Genomic DNA, 22,979 nt, shown 5'->3' on the forward strand with positions numbered 1-22,979 from the left:
GAAACGAACTCGAAGCCCAACCCCATCGACGCCTACGCCGCCGCCGTCGGGCGGGAAGGTCCAGAAGCCGGTGTCAGACATGCCCGGCACCGTAACGGGTTCCCGGTCTCCTCGAGGTGCACTCACCCGCGCCGGGGCCCGGACCGCTAGGCGTGGTTCCAACACGCGCTTGGACGCACAGGCGCTCCCGGCCTCACCGCCAGGGGCGTCACTGCCCTTTGGATCGACGTGGCACGTCCGGGTGAGTCGCAGTCCCCGGCAGTGAATGCCGCCAAGGCCAGGTTCGCGGTCGTCACGTAGACGTCAGCCGCGCCGAGTGGCCGCGCTGAACGCGGCGAACCCGAACCCAACAGTGGAGACCGGCAATCGGTGGGGAGCCGAATCGCTCCTGGATTCGACGGGTGCTGTCGCTGAGCCGGTCCCTATTACAACCCCGGGCACACTGGTTCGGTGTATTGAGGCAGAATCTCGGGAGATCGAAGGCCTGACGGCAGATAACAGTCCCGGCATGGCCACGGAGCACAGCGGGCGTGGGGGACGGGGAATGGCCGAACCGGAAGTTCGGGGCTTGGCCGCGGGCCGCTATCAGCTGAACGAGCTGATCGGACGCGGAGCCATGGGCGCGGTATGGGCGGCCCAGGACGTGAAGCTGGGGCGTGCGGTCGCGGTCAAGGAGATCCGGGCGCGCGTCGATCTCGATCCCGAAGAATGGCGTCGACGGACGGAGCGGGCGCTGCGGGAGGCCAGGGCTGCGGCCCTGGTCCAGCACCGGAACGTGGTCGAGATCCACGACGTCGTCATGGACGACGACCGGCCGTGGATCATCATGGAGCTCGTGGCGGGACGTTCCCTCTCGGAGGAAATGGCCGGCGGCCGTGTGGCGGTCGGCGATGCGGCTCGCATCGCCCGCGAGGCGCTGGACGGGCTGATCGCGGCCCACGCGACCGGTGTGGTGCACCGCGATGTGAAGCCGTCCAATCTTCTGCTGGCCCGGCCGGACGGCCGCACCGTTCTCACCGACTTCGGCATCGCCTCCGTGGCCGGCGCCGACACCCTGACCGTGCCCGGCGCGATGATCGGCACACTCGAGTACCTGTCGCCGGAACGCGTCCAGGGACTGAGAGCGGTACCGGCGTGTGATCTGTGGTCCCTGGGAGCGACCCTCTACGAAATGGTCGAGGGACGCTCTCCGTTCCGCCGCAACAACGAGTTCGCGACGCTCCAGGCCGTGCTCGACGGCACGTACGACCCGCCGCGCAATGCCGGTCCCCTCAGCGAGGTCATCGACGGACTGCTCACCAAGGACCCGGCGCAGCGGATCACGGCATCGACGGCCCGGTCCCTGCTGATTGCCGCCGAGCGCCCCGACGCGCCGCCGCCACACGGACTCACACTCCGCACAAAGGCGCCGACCCCTGTCGCCGCATCCGCTCGTGTCCCCGGCAACCGGCGGCGATCCGAGTTCGGAACCGGTACGGCCTCCGAGGAACGCCGGCCCACCGCTCCTCCGGACGACCGGCAAAGACCCGTCCGGCCCGAAGACACGGACCTGGCACAGGTTCCCGGTCGCGCCTCCCGCCGCTGGATCGCCCGTGCACTCATCGGCTCGACGGTCATCGCTCTCGCAGCCGCGGGTGTCTATGCCGTGCCTCCCCTGCTGGCCGAACAGTCCCAGACTCCCCCCAGCGGCCAAGCCACACCGTCGGTTTCACCGACAGCCGCCCGCCCCGGGTTCCGCGCGATCAGCGATCCGGCCGGATTCACCGTGGAGATCGGCAAAGACTGGACCGGACCGTATGCGGACAAGCGCCGCATCTTCTACTACTCGGCCGACAAAACCTATGGGCTCGGCGTCCATCTGAATCCGCCTGACGGAAAGGGGGACCCGTATGCCGAACTCTCGGCACAGGACAACGACGGCACCGGCACCTCGGCGGCCGGCGACTATCCGAAATACCGGCGAGTCCGCCTGGAGCGGCTCGAGCACAACGGTGCACCTGCCGCCATCTGGGAGTTCACTTGGTACGACACCGCCTCAGGCGTTCGCCGTCGTTCGATCGATCTGCGGTACACCAAGAACGGGCGGACCTACGACTTCTGGGCCACCGGACCCGACAGCGAAGTCCCCGACATCCGAAGACACTTCGATGCGGCTCGTGAGAGTTTCTCCCCCACTCGGACAAAGCACGGATAGACGCAAGTGGTTCAACTGGAGCTGGTGATCCCGGCCTCAACGGCTGGTCGCGGACCGCACGATGGCCGATGATGTCGCCGTGGGTGTCGTGGGACTTCGGCCGGCGCAAGGGCACTCACGCGTTGAACACGGAGTCCATTTCCTCGATGGAGGAAGGGCCGGGACCGACCGCCGGCAAATGAGCTGACGGGGCGTCCGCAACGGGCTTCGGGTGTGGGCTGTCGACGGCGCGTGGTCGACGGTGGGCCCCACGGCAGGCCGGACCCGTGCGAGACGTTCGCAAGCCCCAGCCGGGAACGAACACCCCGGCCGAAGTGGCCTGGTAGTTTCATGCGCCATGAATTCGCTCGCGTACGACATACGTTTTCGGGCACGCGCGAAGCGGGCCGAGGCATGGGGCTTTCTACTGCTCGCTGCCGCTGTCGCACTATGGCTGTGGTTCGCTGTACTGCTGCTCCTGCCGTACGACTCCGACCGTGGCATGTGCGAGTCGCGGCTGTTCACAGACGGCCCCACAGCCAACTCGGGATCGAGCTTCCGCCAGCCGTGCGCTGCTCAGCGGGACTGGCCCGAACTGCTGGGCATCCTTGGACTGTCGGTGCCCGTGTCCGTCGTGGGAGCGGTACTCCTCACCAGCGGCAGGAGCAGCATCAGGACGAGCGAGCTCACCGCCGAGATCGCCCGACTGAACAAGGCCGCAGACCAAGCAGCCGGCTAGAGGGCCTGTCTTCGTCTTTCGGTCGGCCATCCTCTGGACACCTCGATCCGGGAAGCCGGCCTGAGCCCGGCGCCGAGCCGGGGTGCTGTCAGTCCCCGCCGCTACCGTTCGGCCGTTGACGATCTTCAGGGAGGGTGGCTCGATGGGTGCCAGCGGATGGGACTACGTCACCAGGTACGACGGCAATGTCGAGGCGGCCTTGGCGACTTTGCAGGCCAGGGTGTTTCACGAGGAGTACGGCGACGGTGCCCGCTACCGAAGCCTGGAGAACCTGTACGAGGACGAGGAGTTCATGGGGACAGAGGGCACCCATACGATCCTCGACATCGACAGGGTTGTTGTCACAGATGCCCCGCCGACGCCGTCCGGTATCGCTGACTACGGCACCCTGCGCCCTCTGGCACTCAGTCGCGTGGTGCACCACTTCGGCACAGACCGTCCATCGGTCCAGCAGTACGAGGAGCTCGTTGCTGATGCCAGTGAGGCTGGCCATGAGGAGCACGAGCGGAGCCTGCTCGGCGAGTGTCAGATGCGGTGGACCGGCTATTACGTCGTCCTCTACTCCGATGACAGACCTACTCACCTGGGAATCTTCGGTTTCTCAGGAGATTAGGACTGATCCGGCTTCGACGTGCGCGATGGAGGCGTCGCTGCCTACGCGCAACCGCGCGACGGGCACCGTGACGGGCGGTCTCGACGTCGCGCCTGGCCGGGCGGCGCAGCCGACTACTGGTGTCTGACCACCGCAGGTGAACGGTGCCTGACCAGGTAAGTCGGTCAGGCACCGCTCTCAGGTTGCCTGTCGGTGATCTCGTATCGCCCATGCCAAGGCAAGCAACAGTGGCAAGGGGGAAGTTGGGGTCAGCCCGCGAGCGTGTAGGGGAACTGGGATCCTGCGGAGATGCCGAAGGCCGTCGGACCGGCGCTGATGGCGCCGGAAGTGGTGATCCCGGTGGCCGAGCCCTTCAGGAAGGTGAGCAGGCCGCTCATGTTGTTCTCGCCGTCCGCGCCGATGAACAGATCCGCCTTCTTGTCCTTGGTGACATCAGTAAGCAGCACGGACGTGCCGAAGAAGTCGTTCTCCTCGGCCGCGCCCGGCACCCCCGAGGTGTCCTGGGTGAAGAACTGCGTCCGCGTAGTGCCGGGGCCGGTCGCGGTGCCGTAATAGAGGGAGACGGCTCCGGTGCCGTAGCCGCCGGCGGAGATGTCCTCCGGCTGTCCCAGCACGAGATCGAGGTGACCGTCGCCGTCCACGTCGCCGACGGCGGCCCGGCCACCCGCGCCGTCCGGCAGAGCGGTGGTGGTTCGGATCCCGGCGCTGGAGTTCGTGTACGTGATGGAGGCGGACCATACGGCCGTCCACTCACCGTCGGTGCCGTTCTGGGTCTGTCCGACGACGACGTCACCGTAGCCGTCCTTGTCGAGGTCGCCCGCAGCGATGTCGGTGCCGTCGGGAAGCCTGACCTTCTTCACCGGGGCCGAGGACGAGCCGGTGTAGAGGTAGTTGACGTCGAGGTAGCGCTCGGGGCCCAGCTTCTGATCGCCGCCGACGACGAGGTCCGCCTTGGTGTCACCGTTGACCTTCGCCGCGACGAGCCGCTTCACTCCCCTGGTCCCGCTCGGGAAGGGCGTGGTGAAGGAGATCTTGCCGCCGATACCGCCCGACTTGGTGAAGCCGCCCTTGACGATCCACTGGGTGTTGCCGGAACCACCGATCGCCAGGTCGCGTTTTCCGTCGCCGTTGAAGTCGCCGATGGCGAGGGCGGAACCGAACCAGTCGTGGCCGGACGGCGCCGGGTCCTTGACCGTGGTACCGCCGGACAGGCCGCTCGGCGAGCCCCACAGGATGATGACGGTGCCCGCGTACTCGTCAGAACCCACCTGCTCACCGGGGGCCCCGACGGCGAGGTCGCTGTAGCCGTCGTTGTTGAGGTCGCCGACGGCGATGGACTCGCCGAAGGAGTCGTAGTTCTCGGCGGTGCCCGGGACACCGGAGCTGTTCTGGGTGAGCCGGGTCTTGCGGCCGGGGCCGGTCGAGGAGCCGTACGCGATGCCGACCGAACCGGCCCAGAAGCCTTCCCCGTCGTTGCCGACGTCGGAGAACGGGGCACCGGCGGCCACGTCCCGGTAGCCGTCGCCGTTGAAGTCGCCCTGCAGCCCGGAACCGGCGGCGGAGGCAGGGGCGCTGCCCAGGGCGAGCAGACCGCCGGCGAGGGCGGCCGCGACGGCGCCCGCGAGTGTGCGGCGCTTGGAGGTGTTCAGGGGGTGCTCCTTGGTGCGGTGGATACGGTCGGCGTGGGACGGGGCGACGTGAACCGGCCGGCAGCTCGGGTCCTCACGGCCTGCCTACGTCAGTCTGCGAAGGCCATGCCGAAGTTGTGCCAGGCGTCCGTGTTCGTGGGCTCGGTGCGTGGGGAGTGGATGATCGAGGAGCCTTCGCCGGTCAGGTGGGTTCCAGTGCGGCGGAGGTACCAGACCTCGCCGTCCCAGGCGTTCACCAGCGGCGTCCTCGCTGACCCACGAGAGACACGAGCGTTTGGCGAACAAGAGACCCCTGACAACCTCGAAGAGTTGTACGAGGCCCGGAAGGAATTCTGGGAAACCGCAAGGTCTGGGGAGGGGTGGAAGCCTGCGGGGCCAGCGAGAGTGAGTGCGCCTGCAGAGCACACCGAGTTCTCTCAGCGTGTGGGAGGCCACCATCGACTTGCGATCTTCCGCGGCTGCGGTCAGTGCAACAGCGAGATCAGGACGGCCGACGACCGAGCATCCGGCACGAGACCGCCTCGCACAGTCCAGACAAGAGGAAGCCCCGGACGCCGGCCTGGGCTTTCTCGCCGAGCGGGTTACGGGAATCGAAGCCGCGTGCCGAGCGTGGGAATCATGGGCGGTTCATGGCTGCGATGAAGGACCTGCACTGCCGGCCTCGGTCGGCCTGCCTCCACGCCGTAGAACCATCGCCGGCCGTCGGCGAACACCCGGCGTGGCGCTGAGGCGGTGGCACTCCTATGATCCGCCCGTGATCTTCAGCGTGCGGGTTCTGCCGCGCGCGTCAGGGGAGGGTTTGAATGGTCCTGATCAGAGGGCGGTGGGCCGCGGCGCTGGTGGTGGTCGCATCGATCACCGGTGCGCTGTCCGTGCCGGGACAGGCGGCGGCCTCGCCGATCGCCACGCCCGCGGACTTCAACGGCGACGGCTACCGTGACGTCGCATTGCCCGCACCGGCCGCGACGGTGTCCGGCAAGAAGGGTGCGGGCGCGGTGGTGGTGCTCTACGGTTCGGCGAACCGGGTGTCCGCTCAGAAGCGCGTGGTCATCACGCAGGACACGGCCGGGGTTCCCGGTGCGGCCGAGCGGGAGGACTTCTTCGGGGCGGCGACCGCGCTCGCCGATCTGAACATGGACGGCTATGCGGACCTCGTCGTGGGGACGCCGTTCGAGGACAACGGCACCACGGAGGATGCGGGCACGGTCACCGTACTGTGGGGCGGGCGCAACGGCCTGTCCAAGGCGACCACACTGCCCACCCCTGCAGCCGAAGGCGCCTACTACGGGCTGGACGTGGCTGCCTATCCCCAGGGCAAGACGTTCGCGCGCGTCCTGGTCGGCGGCTGGCACGGGTCGGTGCACTACGGCGGCCCGTTCGGCACCTCCGCCGCCCCCGGCGGCGCGCCGTCCCTGGTGCAGAACGACCTCTTCACACCGTCCCTTGCGCATGTCGCGCTGGGTGACGTCGACGGGGACATGAAGCCGGAGCGGGTGCTGAGCACGGTCCGGCTCGGCGGTCGCAGCGGCGGCGACGTCCTGGTCAACCACGACCCCAACGCCTCGTATGCGCCGCAGCAGGGCGGCGACGGGCTCGTCGCGGCAGTCGGTGACATCAACGGCGACGGTTACGGCGATCTCGTCGCCGGCGATCCTGACGACGGGCACACCACCGCGGCAGACGGTTCGTTGGGCGGCCGTATCTCCATCTGGTACGGCTCCAGCACCGGCGTATCGGCGAACTCGAACCCCGTCCGGATCGACCAGAGCACGTCCGGCGTGCCGGGCACGGCCGAACGCGGCGACGATTTCGGCTCCTCGCTGGCCGTCACCGATCTCAACCGCGACGGCCTCGCCGACATCGTGGTGGGGGCGCCCGGGGAAGCGATCGGCACAAAGACCTACGCAGGAGCCGTCACCGTCATTCCCGGCCGCAGCAGCGGCGCCCTGGGTACTGGCGCATACACGATCACCCAGGACACCCAGAACGTGCCCGGCGGATCCGAAAGCGACGACGAGTTCGGATCATCGCTCTCCGCGGGCGACGTCAACAAGGACGGCCGCCCGGAGCTGATCATCGGCGGCGGAGGCGAGGACGGCTACCGCGGTGCCGTGTGGGTCCTGCCCGGCGGCACCTCCGGCCCGGCCACCAACGGCACCGTCATGATCACCGCAAACTCGCTCGGGCTGAAAGGCGAATCCATCTACCTCGGCGCGGACACGGGGAACTGAGGAGTCCACTCAAGACCCCGCCGGGGCCGGAACTCGGCGGGTCCCTGCCGACATGGGCGGCGCTCAGCCGTCCGTGCACCGGCACACCCGCTCCCGCAGGGCCGCCCGGGTACAGCCATGAAGGCACGACGCCGTCCTCACGGCGTCGACCAGTTCTGCGACGAACAGCGCGCCGAAGTGATCATCTCCGCTGCGCACTCGAACCCGAAAGGGGGGGCCCGAGAGCCCGCCCCTGCACCGTCACCCGACTATCAGGCCTTGGCGTACTCCCAGCCGCCGCAGCTGTACGGGGAGCCGTTGGACGTGTCCTGCAGGCAGGCGCGGATCTGCAGGGTGGTGCCCTCCGCGAAGGACAGGTCCCACTTCCCGACGGTGCCGAAGCCGCCTCCGTGGTAGTACGAGTGGACGGCGGAGCTCGAGTTGTAGCGCCACTGGGCGACAACGCCGTGGCCGTCACTCTTGATGTCGAGGGCGTAGAGGATCTCGCCGTCCTGGGCAAACTCGGTCTTCGCGCTCGGCGAGGAGAGGGCGTTGTAGGCGTCGAAGACGTAGCCGGCGGCCTGTGCCGGGGCAGTACCCAGGGCGAGCACCGACGCGGAGGCCGCGGCTAGCCCGAGGACGGTCGTCAGACGACGGTAGGACGTTCGCAAGGCAGCGTTCCTCCCTTCGGACAACCGTTCGTGCCTGAACTTACCTGAGAGGAAGGGGAGTTGATCGCTGGATTTCCGTGTCCGGCGGGGCGCCAGGAGACAATGGGGCCGTCAGCGTCCGCAAGACGAGAGACGATCTTGTGGCTGGGCCTGTGCGTGACCGGTATCGAAGAGCCGCTTCTGACATCGACGGCTGACGTCAACGACAGCGGACGGACCCGGGCCGCCTCGTCACGAGCGCGAGCAGACCGCGGGGTGTTGGCGTAGCGTCTCGATCGCGTCGGCCCGGACGACGCGCCGGTCTGGTGCCCGCTTTGCCGACAGCCGCCAGGCGCGAGACGCGAGGGCACGGGCGATGCGGACGGTCATTCGGGGTGCCAGACCTCTTCGATGCTCTCCTGGGTGTCTTCGGTCCGGGTGACACGGAAGACCGACACCTGAAGCCTCTCAGTGATGTAGGTGGCGTACAGGCCGCAGGCGATGAGATTGAGGTAGTCGCTCCACACGAGCAACTCGGGGTTGTCGAAGTCGAGGTTCTCGGTGCCGGGGCCGCCTGGGTCGATGCCGCAGACGCCAAGGGTGTGGACGGGGTCTCCGCTGACGTATGTCTCGTCCCAGCCGTCCGCGCTGAGGCGGGGGGCGCCGGGGACGTGGGCGAGATATTTGCCGTAGATGGCGGAGGAGCCCATCTCGACGGCGGCGATGATGCGTGCTTCAGGGTGGGCCTTGGCCTGGGCCTCGAAGGCGTCGTCGAGGTTGAAGGTGTCCACTCCGTTTTCGCCGAAGGCGGGGTCGGTGATGTGGACGGCGCTGCCCCAACAGCCGACGGTGACGAAGTCGAGGTCGTCAGCGGTCCAGGGGTATCCGATTTTGCGGCGGAGCATGGGGGGATGTTCTTCGGCGATACCGGCGACGGTGGGCAGTTCCAGAACTGTCCGGCGGGCGCGCTGCGGGTCGTGGGGCGGGGCCTCTCGGATGGAGTGCTGGTCGTAGGCGACTGGGACGGGGGGATGTATGCGCAGGATCTGAGTGAGGCCGTGGCGCCAGGCGAGGGGGCGGTTCGGGGTCATGGGGCGATCGTAGGGCAGGTGTACGTCCGGCACAGCCGAGGCGACACTCCGTCAAATGGCTTGACTTGACAAGGAGTTGAGACCTCGGGTGTGTCTTTGGCCGCGTCATGTCACGGGGGCTCACGCCGCCCTGAACCCGGCACCGTCGTGGTCCGCGAGGACAACGGCGGCATCCACATCCAACCCGGACGGCGGCCCCGCCGACGCCGGCTCCGACACCCCCGTCGGCCTGGTGTACAGAGTCCTGTTCAGCGGCTCGGACCTCACCTCCGCCAGCCGTGAATACCGCCGCCACGTGGCCTGGCTCCCCCAGCGGGTGCCCACCTCGCGGCAGTTGACCGCCCGTGAGTACGTGGCATACGTCGCCTGGCTGAAGGGCGAGAGCCGCTCCCAGGCCTGGGAGCGCGCCGGAGCCGCCCTCGACCAGGTCGGCCTCGCCGAGGAGACCGGGCGGAAGACGGCCAGGCTCTCCGGGGGCCAACTCCGCCGTGTCGGCATCGCCTGCGCCCTTGCCCACGACGCGCGCGTCATCCTGCTGGACGAGCCGACGGCCGGGCTCGACCCTCACCAGCGCACGGTCTTCCGCGACGTGCTGCGGGAGGTCGCGGCGAAGACCCCGGTGCTCATGTCGACACATGACATCGCCGACCTGGCCGACGAAGCCGACACCGTCACTCTCATGGACGGCGGCCGGGTCCGCCACCACGGCGGGACCCAGAGCTTCCTCGACCACGCACACCCGGAAGCCACACCGGCCCGCCGGGCCGAGTCGGCGTACTCCGTCCTCATGCGGCTGGGCGGCTCGCGGTGACATCGCAGCACCTTTGGTTCCCGGCCCCCGTCGCGCGCCCGGGCTCTGAAGGGGGAAGCGTTGGCGCACCTGCCGAGCCGGTGGTCACCGCTTCCGCTCTGCCGGCTCGAACGGGCCGGACTCGGGAGCTGCGAAGAATTCGACGTCGGTCCTTGGGCCGGCAGCTGAGCCCTCCAGGCAGAGCCGGCCGTCCCTGACGCGCAGGTCGATGAAGAACAGCGTGGTCGCGCCGGACTGCTTGAGGTCGTGGATGCGTTCGATCAGCCAAGGCGCAGATTCCTGCCCGGGGGAACAGTGTCCGAGCGCGTCCGCCCTTCCGGGGCGGGCGCACTGTTCGTCGTGGCCCCTGCCGTTGACCGTGACGGGCGAGTCGGCCATGTCACCGGCCGGCGCGCGCCGAGCTCCGGAGCCCTCCGCCAGAGAGCCGCTCACAGCAGTCCGAGTGCCGTGTCCGGCCGGCAGTGGCTGCAGGCTTCGACTCCGTCGGTCAGCGCCCGTACCGCCTGGTCCCGCTCCAGTGTTTCGGTCCGTTTCCCGGCCATGTGGCAGCCACCGGTGTGTACCGCGACGGGGGGCGCGCCCTGGCCGATGCCGCGCTCCAGCATCCAGTCCGGTACGACGTCCGGGAGCGGGCTGCGGCGGTGGATCGCGGCCTGCTGCTCCTGCCGCACGATGGCCCGCTGCACCGCGGCCAGCTGCAGCCGCAGAAAGGTCTCCACGGTGCGGAGACGGGGCAGGTCGGGCGGCAACTCGGACACATGTTCGAGTATAGGCTCGAGGGCCTGGTGAGGTGCACCGCAGCGGGGTGTCCGACGGCAGCGAACCTTGAGCGCGGTGCCGTCGAACCCGTGACGGACGCACAATCGTGTCACCGAACTCGGAGCACGAGGCACTGACGGACGCCGGGCAGGGCAGAATCCTGGGCTGTGATGATCACCGCGCGTGCACTCAACCGGGCGACCCTCAGCCGCCAGCTGCTGCTGGAACGTGAGCCGCTGACCGTGCCCGCCGGGGTGCGGCGCGTGGTCGCGCTCCAGGCGCAGCACCCGGCCTCGCCGTACCTCGCCCTGTGGAACCGGCTCACCGGTTTCGCCCCGGCCGAGCTCGACGCCGCCTTCACCGGGCGGTCGGTGGTCAAGGCGACCCTGATGCGGATCACCCTGCACGCCGTGCATGCCGAGGACTACCCGGCCTTCCGTACGGCGATGCAGCCCACGCTGTACGCCTCCCGGCTCGGCCCCCGCTTCGCCGTCGCGGGGCTGACCCCCGCGGACGCCGACGAGCTGGTGCCGGAGCTGCTGGCCTTCGCCCGTCGGCCCCGGACCTCGGCAGAGATGCAGGCGTGGGCCGAGGAGCGGCTCGGTGGCGAGAAGAAGGACGCGGCGTGGTGGGGGCTGAAGGCGTACGCGCCGCTGCACCACGCCCCGACCGACGCGCCATGGTCATTCGGCCTCCGGCCGTCCTTCGTCGCGGCCGGAACCGGTCCCATGCCCGCGGGCCGAACGGTGGAGCCATTGGCGCTGCGGACCCTGATCCTGCGCTATCTGGCGGGCTTCGGGCCCGCGTCGGTCGCGGACGTTGCGCAGTTCGCCATGGTGCAGCGGGCACCCGTCCGCGCGGCGCTCCGCGCTCTGGACGGGGCCGTCGAGCAGCTCCAGGGGCCGGACGGCTGCACGCTGTTCGACCTCCCGGGCGCCTCCCGGCCACCCGCCGAAACCCCCGCCCCGCCCCGGCTCATGGCCATGTGGGACAGCATTCTGCTGGCCTACGCGGACCGCAGCCGGGTGATACCCCCGGCCTACCGCCCTTGGGTGATCCGGCGCAACGGCGACGTACTGCCCACCCTGCTGGTGGACGGCCGTGTCGCCGGTGTGTGGCGCCCGGCGCACGGCGGCATCGAGGCCACGGCCTTCCACCCCCTGTCACCCGCCGTCTGGGACGGACTCGCCGCGGAGGCCCAATCCCTGACGGCTCTCCTCAGCGACCGCGAGGTGGCGGTCTACAGCCGTTACCACCACTGGTGGACAAAGCTCCCCGAGGCCGAGGTACGAATGCTGTGACCAGCGACTTCGTCGCTCAGACTTCGCTGACACACCCTCAAGGTCCGCTGCCGCAGGACACGAGGCGCCGATTCGGCGCGAGCGCGATGCGCATCCTGGCGGGATGAGGGAGGCCCGGGCCACCGCGGGTTCGCTCCTGGTCAGACCCGCTCACCAGGAAGGTGCCGTGGCACGGAGACAAGTCCGTAGATGACGAGCACGGACAGGGCCATGGTGATCACCGACCACAGGGGGAACGCGGAGAGGAAGATCAGCTGGCCGACCATGCAGGCGGCGGCCAGCGCGATGCCGGTGATCCGCGCGGCCCTCGAGCCCACGAACACTCCCAGGGCGGCCAGGATCTGCGCAATGCCGACGATGATCCACACCCAGCCCCAGGCGGAGTAGTTGAAGAGGAGCAGCCGGTTGCCGTGGTCGGCGGTCGTCTCGTAGTAGCCGTGGTCCAGCAGGGCCACGAAACCATTGATGATGTCGAACAGGCCGCTCAGCATCAGAAGGATCCCGGCGAACGCCACCCAGTGCGATCGCTCGAGCGGCGGTACGACCGAGGCGTCCGATTTGGCTGATTCTGACTGCATGCATCCCACCACACCGGGCAGGCGGAGGCGGCGCAACAGGTGATGAGCCGCCGGGGTGAGGTGCGGCCTCCCGCTACGGCGCACCCCGTGCGTCACGATTCCCGGCATCTCCGACGGGACGCTGCGCAATCCGCAGTCCGGCCGCTGCCCCGACGTGACCGGGGGGAACTCGGCGGACGGCATCCGCCACAGGTCCCTGCGTCCTGCCGGACGGAGGGGCCTGCCGGAGGGGCCTGTGACGATGTGGGCGGTGCAGCCCAGCCCTCGGTCACCAGCAGTCGGGGTCGTCGTGGTCGTGATCGTCGTAGTCGTGGTCGTGGTCGTGGTCGTGGTCGTAGTCGTGGTCGCGGTCGCCGTGCCCTCCACGGCCCCCACCGCCGTCGCCACCGAAGTCGCCGTAGCAGTCCGCGTCCGGCTGCGGGAGCGTCGGCACGACGGTCCCGGTGGGCGGGAGCGAGCGGGACGGGGTCGGCGCATTGCCCGTGGCCGACGAGGGGGTCCGCTTCGGAATCTGCTCCGCGCGGGGCGCCGGCGGTGCGGGCTTCGAGGTGCGTTCCCGCCCGGATGGGGCGGCGACGGGGCTCGAGGACGGCGTGGCGCCCGAGGGTGCCGCCGGGACGATCAGGTTCGGGCGGCCTCCGAGTTCCATGTCCACCGGCGGGGCCGCCGGCTCGACCGCGGCGCTGCCGGTGCCGGTGCCGCCGGCCACCAGGACGAGGCTGGTCATCAGCGCGCCGACCGCAAGCGCGGCCCCCGTGCCCAGCACGGGCTTCCCCACTCGGGGCGACAGGGCAAGGCGCCCCGCGATCGTCCAGCCCCGATCACTCGGGCGGTGCCTGCCTCGCACCCGCACGGCATCCACAACGCACCTCTTCGAAACAGTCCTTGCGGGCGTGCCGTGGTGCACACCCGCATCGCTCACAAACCGTTGGCGGACACTATGCAGGAAGGTCGTACCGACCGGGAGGCATCACACATGACCAGGAAGGAATCACGGAAAGTTACCCCGGGTTCGGCCTCCGCGACCCCGAACTCGCCCGTCAGACCCGGCAGTCCGCCCGCATCTGAGCGGCTGCATGATGCTGGGATTCGCGGCCTTGGCCCCGGTTCTGCCCGCGGTCGACCAACTGGATCGTGAGCTGCTGATCCCGTACCGGAATCTTTTCCACGATCGCGCCCCTGCCCCGCAGCTCCACCTGGTCGATCTCGAAGGACTTGATGGTGCTGCCCGCGTCGTCCGGGTCCGCCAGCACGTTGTACGTCGTCGGTGCGCCGGCCACGTCCTCGGGGCGCGGGGCCTTGGGGATGATCACGGAGACCGAGCACGTCTCGTATCCGCTGCCCACGTACCAGGACCAGGTGGCGGTGCCGTCCTTGTCCTTGGTGCGGCTGCCCGACATCGGGATCGCGGTGAAGCGGCCGTCACAGCCGTTGCCGCTGTGACCGCCCGTGTTGACGGTGTACCAGCCGTCGAAGCCGTCGCGGAAACGGCCACTCTCGATGTACCGTCCGCCGCCGCTGCAACCGGGCCCGGCCCAGGCCGAGTACAAAGCCCTGCGCGAGCGCTCCGTCCCGCCGCCCGGGCGCTTCGGCGGGGACGCGGTCGGCGACGGCGACGGCGATTCGGAGGGATCGGCCGAAGGGGGCGTGGTGGGCTGGATACGTTGGGGTGCTCCGCCCAGACCGCCGATGTCGCCCAGGTCGCCGGCGCCGCCCGGTACGCCGTCGCGGCCCTCGGACGCCTCGGCGGCCGGTTCCCGTTCACCCCCGGACAGCCCCACCGCGGTGGCCCCGAGCGCCAGCACCGTCAGCCCGACTCCCGCAGCGAGCAGGACTCTTCCCGCCCTGGACAGCCGGGCGACCCGCATCAGCAAGGTCGGCCTCGCGGCCGGGCCGTGCCACGCCGCCGTGGGGTCGCTCACAGCGGCCGTCTTTCCGCAGCGGCAGGTCATTCCGGGCAACAGCAGTGCACTGTCGCCGCCGCATCGTTCGCATGCCATGTCGCACCTGACACCAGTAGACCGACTGCCCGGTATGCCTGCATCACAGGCCGGGCGGTCCCACTATGCAACAGGGCCAAGGGTCCAGGTAGGTGTTAACGCGGGTAAGGACTACCGCAGTTCATCGGGGCAGGGCGTTCCGCGCAGCAGCTGGTACGGAGCGGCCAGTCTGTACACCCCCGGCCGGGGCGCGAGCAGTTCGGTCCACTCGTCGCCCTCCGCGTCCTGGTCCGCCTGCAGCAGACACCCGTGCAGATTGACGAAGTCCCTCGGCCCGTCCTCGCGTTGCTGCGACGCCAGCGTCTCCTGCGGGCCCGCCACGCTCTTGCCGTCCTCGTCGACGATGCTCAGCCACGGCGAGTACGGCACCCGGATCAGCACCCGGCCCGCCGACTCCACCCGGATCGTCATCCCGTCCGGGCCCGCGTCCTCCACGGTGGCCGACGGGGTGGCCAGCGGCACGGGGTCCTTGACGGCGAACAGCTGCCAGTTGGAGTCACCCCAGATCCGCTTCAGATACGGCTGCCCCTCGCGCACCAGCTCCGCCTCGCGCACCGCGCCGCTGGAGTCGGGCGCCCCCTCGGGCAGCACCACGTAGTGCACGGCCCACCGGTCCAGCCAGGCGCGGTAGCTCTCCGCGGTGAGGACGTTCTCCTCGTCGTAGAAGAGTGGGTTGCGCTTCATGTCCGCCTGGCGGTTCCAGCCGCGGGCCAGGTTGACGTACGGGGCGAGCGCGGACGCCTCGCGGTGGCTGGAAGCCGGGACGACCTCCACCCGGCCGCGCTCGGCGTGCGCCTCCTGGAGGCGGTCGACCAGCGGCGCGAGCTCACGGTGCCAGGAGGCCGTCGGGGCGGTGCGCACGATGTCGTCGACGCCCTTGAAGCCGATCCAGAAGTTCAGCCCCGCGACCGCGACCACGAGCGCGTACCACTTGCGGGAGCGCGGGACGGCGTACGGGAGGGCGGCGAGCAGCACCACACCGGCGAAGAGCATGGCGAGCCGCGACACGTTCGACCCGATCTGGGAGTCGAACACCCACGTCAGCAGCGTGCCGACGGCGTACACCGCGGCAGCGGTGCGCACGGTGCGCCAGGGCTTCGGCACGAGGACGAGAACGAGCACCGCGTACAGGAACGGCAGCGACAGCGTCGCGATCGACATCGGCTGCGTACCGGAGAAGGGGAACAGCCAGGCCGACAGCGCCACGACGAGGACGGGGGCCAGGCCGACGGCGTACGCGCCCGGGCGACGGCCGTTCAGGAACAGCGCGGCGGCGACGACCCCGAGGAACAGGCCCGCGACCGGGCTGCCCGCGGTGGCGAGTCCGGCGAACGGGACGGCGACGGCGGCCTTCGCCCAGCGCCGCGTACGCCAGCGGTACGGCCAGCAGAACACGGCCGCGACCGAGCCGAGCGCGAACATCATGCCGAGGCCGAACGTCACCCGGCCGGAGAGCGCATTGCACAGGAACGCGAACACGCCGGCGAGCGAGCAGGCGACGGGATTGCGGACGGCCCGCACCCGCACCAGGATCAACGCCGTCAGGGCGGCCGAGACCGTGCCCGCGACGATCATCGTCGTACGCACACCGAGCGCCCACATCACATACGGGGACACCACGCTGTACGAGACCGGGTGCATCCCGCCGTACCAGGCGAGGTTGTACGCCGAGTCGGGATGGCGGCCGACGAACTCGGCCCAGGCGTCCTGGGCCGCGAGGTCGCCGCCGCTGTTCGCGCCGAGGAAGAACCACAGCAGATGCGCGAGCGCGGCGACGGCTGTCGTGAAGGCGATGGGGTGACGCGTCAGCCTGTCGCGCAGGCCGCGCGCGAAGCGGGGGGCGGCGGGCCCGGTGGGGGCCACGGGTTCCCTCGGACCGCCGGACTGCGGCTGCGCGGGAACTCGTATTCGCGGCCCGGCGCTGGTGCCGCTCCTGTGCGTCGGCTCGGCGGTGGTCACCTGCGGCTCTCCCCGTCTTCCCGTGCTGTCGTCCTCCGCACTGGCGCCCGGCGTTCAGGGCGCGTTTCATCGCTTTGAAGACGTGATTCATCGCGGTGAGGTTGCGTCGGGACGCTAACACGCGGGCGTCCCGGTCGCCCGGGACGCCCGCGGAGTGCGCCAGGGACCTTCCGGCCTGGCCGTGTCCGAGACGTCCCGGCCGGCGCGCGGCGCCCGGCACGCACCGGACGCCGCGCACCCCGCCCTGGGGGCGGACGGCGCTATGTGTCGGACACGGACTATCCGACCCGGGTCAGCTTGGCGCCGAGACCGGGCTCCGCCAGGTCCCGCTGGAGCTCGACCGGCGCGGAGACCTTGCCGGGCCCCGAGCCGACCGTGACCTCGCCGACCTCCGTGCCCGCCTTGGCCGTGTGCGGGATCTTGGCTTTACCGCCAGAGATCTTGATCTGGACCTTCAGACCCGCCCAGCCGACCGCCTTGAGGTCCTCGGTGGCGACGACCGGGGTACGGCCGCCGAGACCGTCGTCGACATAGCCGACGACCTCTCCCTTCTTGACGACCGTGGTGGAGGTGACGCCCTGCTGAGCCGCCTGGATGACCTCGATGCTGTAGTCGATCGCCAGCTCGAGCTTCTTCCAGAGCTGGTCGGCGTTCTGCGCACCCATCACTATCCCGACGATGCGGCGGGGCTTGCCGTCGACCAGGGCGTTCGCCGCCCAGAGCAGATTGCCGCCGGCCGGGGTGGAGGAACCGGTCTTGATGCCGCCCACGCCGTCCAGCAACAGGGCGCGGTCGTTGTTGTTGCGGATCGGCTTGGCGAGGCCGGGGACCGTGGTCTGGGTCGTGTTGACGATCTCCCGGAAGATGTCGTTGTCCATGACAGCCTTGGCCAGTTTGAGCTGGTCCTGCGGGGTGGAGACGGTGGTGGCCTTCAGACCGCTCGGGTCGGTGTAGGTACTGCCCGTCATACCGAGGTCCTTGGCGGCGTCGTTCATCTTCTCGACGAACTTGGCCTCGGAGCCGGCGTCCCAGCGGGCCAGCAGACGCGCCGCGTTGTTCCCTGACGGGATCATCAGCATCTGGAGCATCTGCTTCTCGGTGAACTGCTGTCCCTGCGAGATCGCCGCCGTGGACTCGTCGTCGATCTTCGACTCGTCCTCGGCCTGCTTGTCGACAGTGATCTTCGGTCCGACCTGGTCACCCGAAATGGGGTGGTCGCGGAGGATCACCCACGCCGTCATCGTCTTGGCGACGCTGGCGATGGGGGCGGGCTTCTGGGCGCCGTACGTTCCGAGGCTGCCGACACCCACGACCTCGGCCGCCCCCTGGCCCTCACTGGGCCAGGGAAGGCTGAGCTGCCCGCCCTCGAAGGTGAACGTCTCCTGGGCCGAGAGCCCCAACTGGGGTTCGGGCAGCGGACGGACAAGCTGCACGACCGCAAAGACGATCAGCAGCAGGACGGCCAGCGGGGTCCAGATCTTGATGCGTCGCACCAGCGTGCGGACGGGAGTCTGGGGCGGCGGCGGGGTGTTGGTGAGCTCGGCGAGCAGGTCGAGCGGGGGCAGCGGCGGCATGGGCTGCTGCTTGGTGCGCTCGGACTCGGCGAGCGAGACGGGCGCGGCCGGCTCGGCGGCGGGCTTGGGAGCGGCGGGCTTGGGAGCCGTGGGCTCTGCGGTCGCGGGCCTGGGCGCCGCCGCGGCGGATGCCTGCGCGTCGTCGCGTCGCAGCGGCACGAACGTACTGTCGCGGCGGGCCTTCGACCCGCCCTCGGCGGGCTCGGGCGTCTGCCGCGCGGGCTTGTCGGACTGTGCCGGCTTGGGTACCGGAGGCACCTTGAGCGCGGTGGTGGGCTGGTCGACGGCGGGCCGCCGCAGCGACTTGAAGACGGCTGTGGGCTGATCGACGGGACCGCGCGAGGGCTTTGCGTTCGCAGATTCTTCGTCGCCCTCGCCGTCCTCGCCGGAATCCGAGGAAGCTTTCTTCTGGGCCCAGGAAGGCCGGGGACGTTCGTCATCGGAGCCGTCGGTGTCGTCCGAGTCGTCCGAGCCGTCCGAGTCGTCGGCGGCGTCCTGGGGGCCGGTCCGGTCGGCGTCATCGGCCGCGGCGGACGCGTCGCCGCGGTCGCTCGACGACGCGGAGCCGGGCTCGGGCTCGCCTTCCGCTACAGCTTCCGCATCCGCGTCGGCGTCGGCGTCGGCCGGGACCGCCGCACGAGCGGCCTCGTCGGCGTCTGCAGACGCCTCCCCGGGCTCCACCGGGACGGCACCCTCCGCCTCCGTAAGGGGCTCACGCGCCGCCTCAGGGGCTTCGGGTGCTTCCGCTTCGGGTGCTTCGGAGATCGGACCGTCGGCGGGCGACTCGTCCGGCGCGGAGGTGGCCGCCGCCGAAGCGTCCTTGTCCGCGGCAGAGGCACTCTCGCGAGGAGTCGGCCCGGTCGGACCTTCCGCCTCCGCGGACGCCTCGCCGGTGGTGGCGTCATCGGCGGTGGTGCCGTCTGTGACGCCGCCGGAGGTCACCGCGTCGCCGTCCGAGGCCGACTCCGGCTCCGTCTGCGTCCCCGTGCCGGAATCGCGCTCGCCGGCAGCAGGAGCCGCCCCGGGCGCCTCGGAGTCCGTGGCGGACCCCTCCGGCGTCTCGGCAGGCTCATCGGCGGCCGACGCTCCCTCGGCCGCCGCCGGAGTCTCCTCGTCCTCGTCCGCCGTGGCCACCCAGGCCGCAACCGCCGCGCGCAGCCGTGCGTCGTTCCCGGACGGAGCCGGTTCGTCGGTCGAGTCGGCGGAGGCAGCAGAGGAGTCGGGCTCCGCGTCGCGCGGGCGCGTCGTGAAGACCGCCGTCGGCTGGTCCACCGGTTCAGTCCTCGGGGTCGCCTGGCGGAACACGGCGAGTCGCGGGTCGCGTTCGCCCTGAGTCGTCTCCCCCGACGACTTCCCCTGTTCCGACCTGTCGGGGGACTCGCCCGCCACCGTGCCTCCTCCATGTCGTTACGAGTGCCGTCAGCCGACGACCCGTGGTGTCCGAAGCCTCTACCAGTGTCCTGTCTGAGCGCTTGGCTCCCGTGCTAGACGAGAACGACATACCTCCGGTTCCCTGACAAAGCACCCGGGCACTCTCGACAGACCAATGTGAGAGGGGTCACCCTGTCATTCATCCACGCGGGGAGGCATGGATGGGCAAGAGCCGCAGAACACTTCCGGAAGAGCTTCTGCTGCTCGCTCTGGACCCGACCACGGGTACCACAGCGCAGCCGCAGTCGCTCGACCTCGGCCTGGCCGGTGCACAGCTAGTGGAGCTGGCTCTGGCAGGACGGATAGCCCCGGACGGGGATCGTATCGCCGTGGTGATGCCACGGCCGACAGGAGATCCGACTTTGGACTCCGCACTGGAACTGCTGCGCAGGCGTGGCAGTCCGGTTCGGGCGGTCCACTGGATCGGCGGACCCCGGCTGGGGCTCCGTCAGATTTACCTCTCGCATCTGGAGCGGTGCGGCATGGTGCATGCCGTGGAGGGCCAGATGTGCGGAGTGCTGCCGACGACTCGCTACCAGGCGACGGAGACGGCGATCAGCCGGGACATCAGGGCCCGGCTGGACAGTGCGATCCGCACCGGCGTACCGCCGGACCCGCGGACCGCGGCGCTCGCCGCGCTGGCCCACGCGGTCGGTCTCGGCAAGCACCTGTACCCCGGCAACGAAGGGCGTTCCTCGAGATCCCGCCTGCGGGACCTCATCAGGCACGACCCGATGGGCGGCCTCGTGGCCCACGCCGTGATGGACGTCCAGAACGGTGCGGCCGCACAGCCGCGCCGCAGCCCTGCCCCCGGCGGTGGACGCCAGCCGGGTCCTGTGCCGATGCAACCGCGCCGCGGGAGCATGGCCCGCGTCGCCGCGCACTGAGCGCGGCAGGCAGGACAGGACGGGCAGTACGGTCAGGAAAGGCAGGACAACTGCACAAGCACCGCCGCACCGACGTCCCCAAGGCCCGGTTCGGGAGCCGCACAGAACGCGCGGGACAGCCTGAAAGCTGCCCCGCGCGTTCGCATGCGCAGTGAACGCCTTCGCGCGTGTGGCCATTTGGCAGCGCAGCGGCGACCATTGGTGGCAATCTGCTGAACAGTAGATACGCACAGCTACGCAGTCGGAGGTGCAGTCCCTGTGGCGTCCAACGTCAATCCCACCGTCAGGAGACGCCGATTGGGTCAGGAGCTGCGCCGGCTCCGCGAACTCAAGGGCATGACGGCCGAGGAGGTGGCGGAGCGCCTGCTCGTCTCCCAGTCGAAGATCAGCCGACTCGAGAACGGCCGCCGCTCCATCAGCCAGCGCGATGTCCGCGACCTCTGCGGCGTGTACGAGGTCGAGGACCACCGTATCGTGGACTCGCTGATGCAGATGGCCAAGGATTCGCGCCAGCAGGGCTGGTGGCACGCCTTCGGCGACATCCCGTACAGCGTCTACATCGGCCTGGAGACGGACGCGGCGAGTCTGCGCGTCTACGAACCCCAGGTCGTTCCCGGTCTGTTGCAGACGCGCCAGTACGCCGAGGCACTGATCGCCGGCGCGCTGCCGGAGAGCGGGGCCACCGACATCGAGAAGCGCGTCGGCGTCCGGCTGCGCCGTCAGGAGCGGATCCGGGACGACGAGCATCCGCTGCGGCTGTGGGTGGTGATCGACGAGTCCGCGCTGCGCCGCGTGGTCGGCGACAGGCAGCTGATGCGCGAGCAGCTGGAGCATCTGGTCGAAATGTCGCAGCAGCCGCATGTCACCGTCCAGGTGCTGCCTTTCGAGATGGGCGCACATCCGGGCATCAACGGCCAGTACGCGATCCTCGAGTTCCCCGACGCGTCGGACTCCAGCGTCGTCTACATCGAGGGTGTGACCAGCGACCTGTATCTGGAGAAGGCCAACGATGTGCAGAAGTACAGCGTCATGTACGAGCATCTGCGCGCCCAGGCTCTGAACGTGGAACAGACCCGGCAGTTCATCGCGGGCATCGCCAAGAAGTACGCGAACGGCGGTCTCTGACCGGCCCGGGGAATCGCTCCGCACGCTCTTCAGAGGGCGGACGCCGCGAGGCGGAACGCAAAATACACCACGCCCACCTCGCGGCGTAAGAGTCGAATGGAATATGCCACCCGGTCGAGTGAACGACTGTCTCACGCACCCAGGGCGGCGAGTAGCGTCGATCACGCCAGCAAGAACGTTGGCGCACATCACACCACTTGCCGAAGCGGAGCGAACATGGCAATCATCCAAGGCGCCACCGAGGCCTGGACCAAGTCCTCGTACTCCACGGGAAACGGGGCGTGCGTAGAGGTCAAGTCCCCTGTTGTGCAGAGCATTTCCGTTCGGGACTCCAAGGTCCCGGCCGGCCCGACCATCACCTTCGTCCCCGCGTCGTGGACAGCGTTCGTCAACGAAGTGGGTCACGGCACGCACGGCCTCGACTGAGCCGCTGCAACCCGACCGGCAAAACCCCGTCAAGAAGTGCAGCGCAGATACGACTGGAGCCCTCTCGACTGGTCCGCCGTCCCGGCCGAGGGGGCTCGGCCATGCCCGGGCTGCCGACATCGAAGTCCCCCACCCCCGCTTCCGGCTCAGCGCAGTTGGTCGACGTAGCGATCGGTACCCGGGACGGTCGGGATGAACGGAGCGACCAGCTCGACCCGTCCGAGCCCCGAAGCCCCGACCGCGGCGTCGAGACCGGCGAAGGCAGTATCCCAGTGTTCCCTCGGGTCCTCCTCGAGGAACCACAGCAGCGTCAGCCGGGTGTCGACCCCCTCCACCTGCTTCACATAGGTCATCCGGTCGCCGGGGAGCGGCGTCGGCCGGAAGACGGTCACCATCGCCGCCGCGGAGCCCGGGCCGGCGAGCCGCTTCGGCAGATGCTTCGCGCGTAGCCACTCGAGCAGTTCCGCGCGTTGCTCGGGGCCGTCCGCGTCGACGACCTGGACCACCAGGCCGGCGTACGGGTGGTCGAGCGCGTGATGGTCGCGCGGACCGGCCGCTCCGTCCCGGTAGACGGTCGCCTCGTGGTCCTGGAAGGCCGTGAAGACGTGCGTGCGCTGCTGATGGACCCGCCCGTCCCGGTTGAGCCGCTTGTTGATCCCCACGGTCCACTTCATGTGGTCGGCGTAGCGGCCCTCGGTGATCCAGTACGTCGAGATGTAGCAGCCCGCCGTGACCGGCTGCGCGACCGCCGACTTCTCCGGATAGCGCAGCAGTTGAAGGTCCCTGGTGGCAACCCAGCGCCGCCCGGCGAAGATCCAGGGCATCGCCATCGCGCCCGCGTAGAAGTGGTCGTCCTCGTACCAGCGGTTGTAGGCGTACTCCTGGCCGGGATGCGGTTCGACCATGGTGATCAGGGCGTGGCCGGGCCGCACCCCGTACGGGCCGACGCCGGCCAGTTCCGCGTACACCTCGCTGCGCGTGTCGTCTTCGGTCATGCCGACTC

The 22,979-nt window shown here is 69.7% G+C and carries 20 protein-coding genes and 1 pseudogene; 9 read left to right on the forward strand and 12 right to left on the reverse strand.

The genetic code is table 11. From position 1 onward, the window contains the following. Positions 1-316 precede the first annotated feature (316 nt). From ABZ208_RS04170 to ABZ208_RS04180, 3 genes are all read left to right on the forward strand, one after another. A complete protein-coding gene (locus ABZ208_RS04170) occupies positions 317-2,194 on the forward strand; it encodes a protein kinase (protein ID WP_356908023.1) in 1,878 nt (625 codons plus the stop codon). 337 nt (positions 2,195-2,531) lie between these two features. Beyond that, positions 2,532-2,912, forward strand: coding sequence for a hypothetical protein (locus ABZ208_RS04175; RefSeq protein ID WP_356908024.1), 381 nt, complete (start codon positions 2,532-2,534; stop codon positions 2,910-2,912). Between the two features lie 115 nt (positions 2,913-3,027). Then, positions 3,028-3,525 (forward strand): hypothetical protein, encoded by a 498-nt coding sequence (locus ABZ208_RS04180; RefSeq protein WP_356908025.1) that lies wholly within the window; start codon positions 3,028-3,030, stop codon positions 3,523-3,525. 248 nt (positions 3,526-3,773) lie between these two features. Here ABZ208_RS04180 and ABZ208_RS04185 read toward each other — a convergent pair whose 3' ends face one another. After that, entirely contained in the window at positions 3,774-5,198 is a 1,425-nt protein-coding gene (locus ABZ208_RS04185; RefSeq protein ID WP_356908170.1) for an FG-GAP-like repeat-containing protein, read from the reverse strand. Between the two features lie 65 nt (positions 5,199-5,263). Continuing rightward, a complete protein-coding gene (locus ABZ208_RS04190) occupies positions 5,264-5,410 on the reverse strand; it encodes a hypothetical protein (RefSeq protein WP_356908026.1) in 147 nt (48 codons plus the stop codon). Positions 5,411-5,977: 567 nt separating this feature from the next. Here ABZ208_RS04190 and ABZ208_RS04195 point away from each other — a divergent pair. After that, a complete protein-coding gene (locus tag ABZ208_RS04195; RefSeq protein WP_356908027.1) occupies positions 5,978-7,405 on the forward strand; it encodes an FG-GAP repeat protein in 1,428 nt (475 codons plus the stop codon). Positions 7,406-7,656: 251 nt separating this feature from the next. Here ABZ208_RS04195 and ABZ208_RS04200 read toward each other — a convergent pair whose 3' ends face one another. Both ABZ208_RS04200 and ABZ208_RS04205 read right to left on the reverse strand, forming a co-directional pair. Further along, positions 7,657-8,055, reverse strand: a complete 399-nt coding sequence (locus ABZ208_RS04200; RefSeq protein ID WP_356908028.1) for a hypothetical protein — start codon at positions 8,053-8,055, stop codon at positions 7,657-7,659. Between the two features lie 365 nt (positions 8,056-8,420). Then, entirely contained in the window at positions 8,421-9,125 is a 705-nt protein-coding gene (locus tag ABZ208_RS04205; protein WP_356908029.1) for a DUF6333 family protein, read from the reverse strand. A gap of 193 nt (positions 9,126-9,318) precedes the next feature. Here ABZ208_RS04205 and ABZ208_RS04210 point away from each other — a divergent pair. Further along, positions 9,319-9,936, forward strand: a pseudogene (locus ABZ208_RS04210) (ATP-binding cassette domain-containing protein); the annotation flags it as partial. Between the two features lie 84 nt (positions 9,937-10,020). Here ABZ208_RS04210 and ABZ208_RS04215 read toward each other — a convergent pair. Together ABZ208_RS04215 and ABZ208_RS04220 are read right to left on the reverse strand one after the other, a co-directional pair. Next, complete coding sequence (locus tag ABZ208_RS04215) at positions 10,021-10,368, reverse strand: hypothetical protein (RefSeq protein WP_356908030.1); 348 nt, start codon at positions 10,366-10,368, stop codon at positions 10,021-10,023. Then, positions 10,365-10,694, reverse strand: a complete 330-nt coding sequence (locus ABZ208_RS04220) for a DUF6233 domain-containing protein (RefSeq protein ID WP_356908031.1) — start codon at positions 10,692-10,694, stop codon at positions 10,365-10,367. The genes ABZ208_RS04215 and ABZ208_RS04220 overlap by 4 nt, the downstream gene beginning before the upstream one ends. Positions 10,695-10,862: 168 nt before the next feature. On the opposite strand from ABZ208_RS04220, the gene ABZ208_RS04225 reads away from it, so the two are divergent. Next, positions 10,863-11,996, forward strand: a complete 1,134-nt coding sequence (locus tag ABZ208_RS04225; RefSeq protein WP_356908032.1) for a winged helix DNA-binding domain-containing protein — start codon at positions 10,863-10,865, stop codon at positions 11,994-11,996. 140 nt (positions 11,997-12,136) lie between these two features. Here ABZ208_RS04225 and ABZ208_RS04230 read toward each other — a convergent pair whose 3' ends face one another. The 5 genes from ABZ208_RS04230 to ABZ208_RS04250 all read right to left on the reverse strand — a co-directional run bounded on the left by ABZ208_RS04230 (position 12,137) and on the right by ABZ208_RS04250 (position 19,379). Further along, the gene (locus ABZ208_RS04230) at positions 12,137-12,574 is read right to left on the reverse strand and encodes a hypothetical protein (protein WP_356908033.1); all 438 of its coding nucleotides are present in this window, start codon (positions 12,572-12,574) and stop codon (positions 12,137-12,139) included. 268 nt (positions 12,575-12,842) lie between these two features. After that, on the reverse strand, positions 12,843-13,352 hold the full coding sequence (locus ABZ208_RS04235) for a hypothetical protein (RefSeq protein ID WP_356908034.1): 510 nt from the start codon (positions 13,350-13,352) through the stop codon (positions 12,843-12,845). A 262-nt stretch (positions 13,353-13,614) separates the two neighbouring features. After that, positions 13,615-14,496: an adhesin gene (locus ABZ208_RS04240; RefSeq protein WP_356908035.1), complete on the reverse strand. Its 882-nt coding sequence runs from the start codon at positions 14,494-14,496 to the stop codon at positions 13,615-13,617. Between the two features lie 189 nt (positions 14,497-14,685). After that, positions 14,686-16,437: an MFS transporter gene (locus ABZ208_RS04245; protein WP_356908036.1), complete on the reverse strand. Its 1,752-nt coding sequence runs from the start codon at positions 16,435-16,437 to the stop codon at positions 14,686-14,688. A gap of 374 nt (positions 16,438-16,811) precedes the next feature. Further along, on the reverse strand, positions 16,812-19,379 hold the full coding sequence (locus ABZ208_RS04250; protein ID WP_356908037.1) for a serine hydrolase: 2,568 nt from the start codon (positions 19,377-19,379) through the stop codon (positions 16,812-16,814). 320 nt (positions 19,380-19,699) lie between these two features. Between ABZ208_RS04250 and ABZ208_RS04255 the strand changes: the two genes are divergently transcribed. The 3 genes from ABZ208_RS04255 (at position 19,700) to ABZ208_RS04265 (ending at position 21,976) form a co-directional block, all read left to right on the forward strand. Beyond that, the gene (locus tag ABZ208_RS04255; protein WP_328399356.1) at positions 19,700-20,425 is read left to right on the forward strand and encodes a GPP34 family phosphoprotein; all 726 of its coding nucleotides are present in this window, start codon (positions 19,700-19,702) and stop codon (positions 20,423-20,425) included. A 258-nt stretch (positions 20,426-20,683) separates the two neighbouring features. Further along, positions 20,684-21,550 carry a helix-turn-helix transcriptional regulator gene (locus ABZ208_RS04260; RefSeq protein WP_356908038.1) on the forward strand — a complete coding sequence of 289 codons (867 nt, stop codon included), beginning with the start codon at positions 20,684-20,686 and terminating at the stop codon, positions 21,548-21,550. A 216-nt stretch (positions 21,551-21,766) separates the two neighbouring features. After that, on the forward strand, positions 21,767-21,976 hold the full coding sequence (locus ABZ208_RS04265; RefSeq protein WP_356908039.1) for a DUF397 domain-containing protein: 210 nt from the start codon (positions 21,767-21,769) through the stop codon (positions 21,974-21,976). Between the two features lie 146 nt (positions 21,977-22,122). Here the strand turns inward: ABZ208_RS04265 and ABZ208_RS04270 are convergent, their stop codons facing one another. Then, positions 22,123-22,971 carry a hypothetical protein gene (locus ABZ208_RS04270; RefSeq protein WP_356908040.1) on the reverse strand — a complete coding sequence of 283 codons (849 nt, stop codon included), beginning with the start codon at positions 22,969-22,971 and terminating at the stop codon, positions 22,123-22,125. Between the last annotated feature and the right edge of the window lie 8 nt (positions 22,972-22,979).

Source organism: Streptomyces sp. NPDC006208, from assembly GCF_040613775.1.
GTDB lineage: Bacteria > Actinomycetota > Actinomycetes > Streptomycetales > Streptomycetaceae > Streptomyces.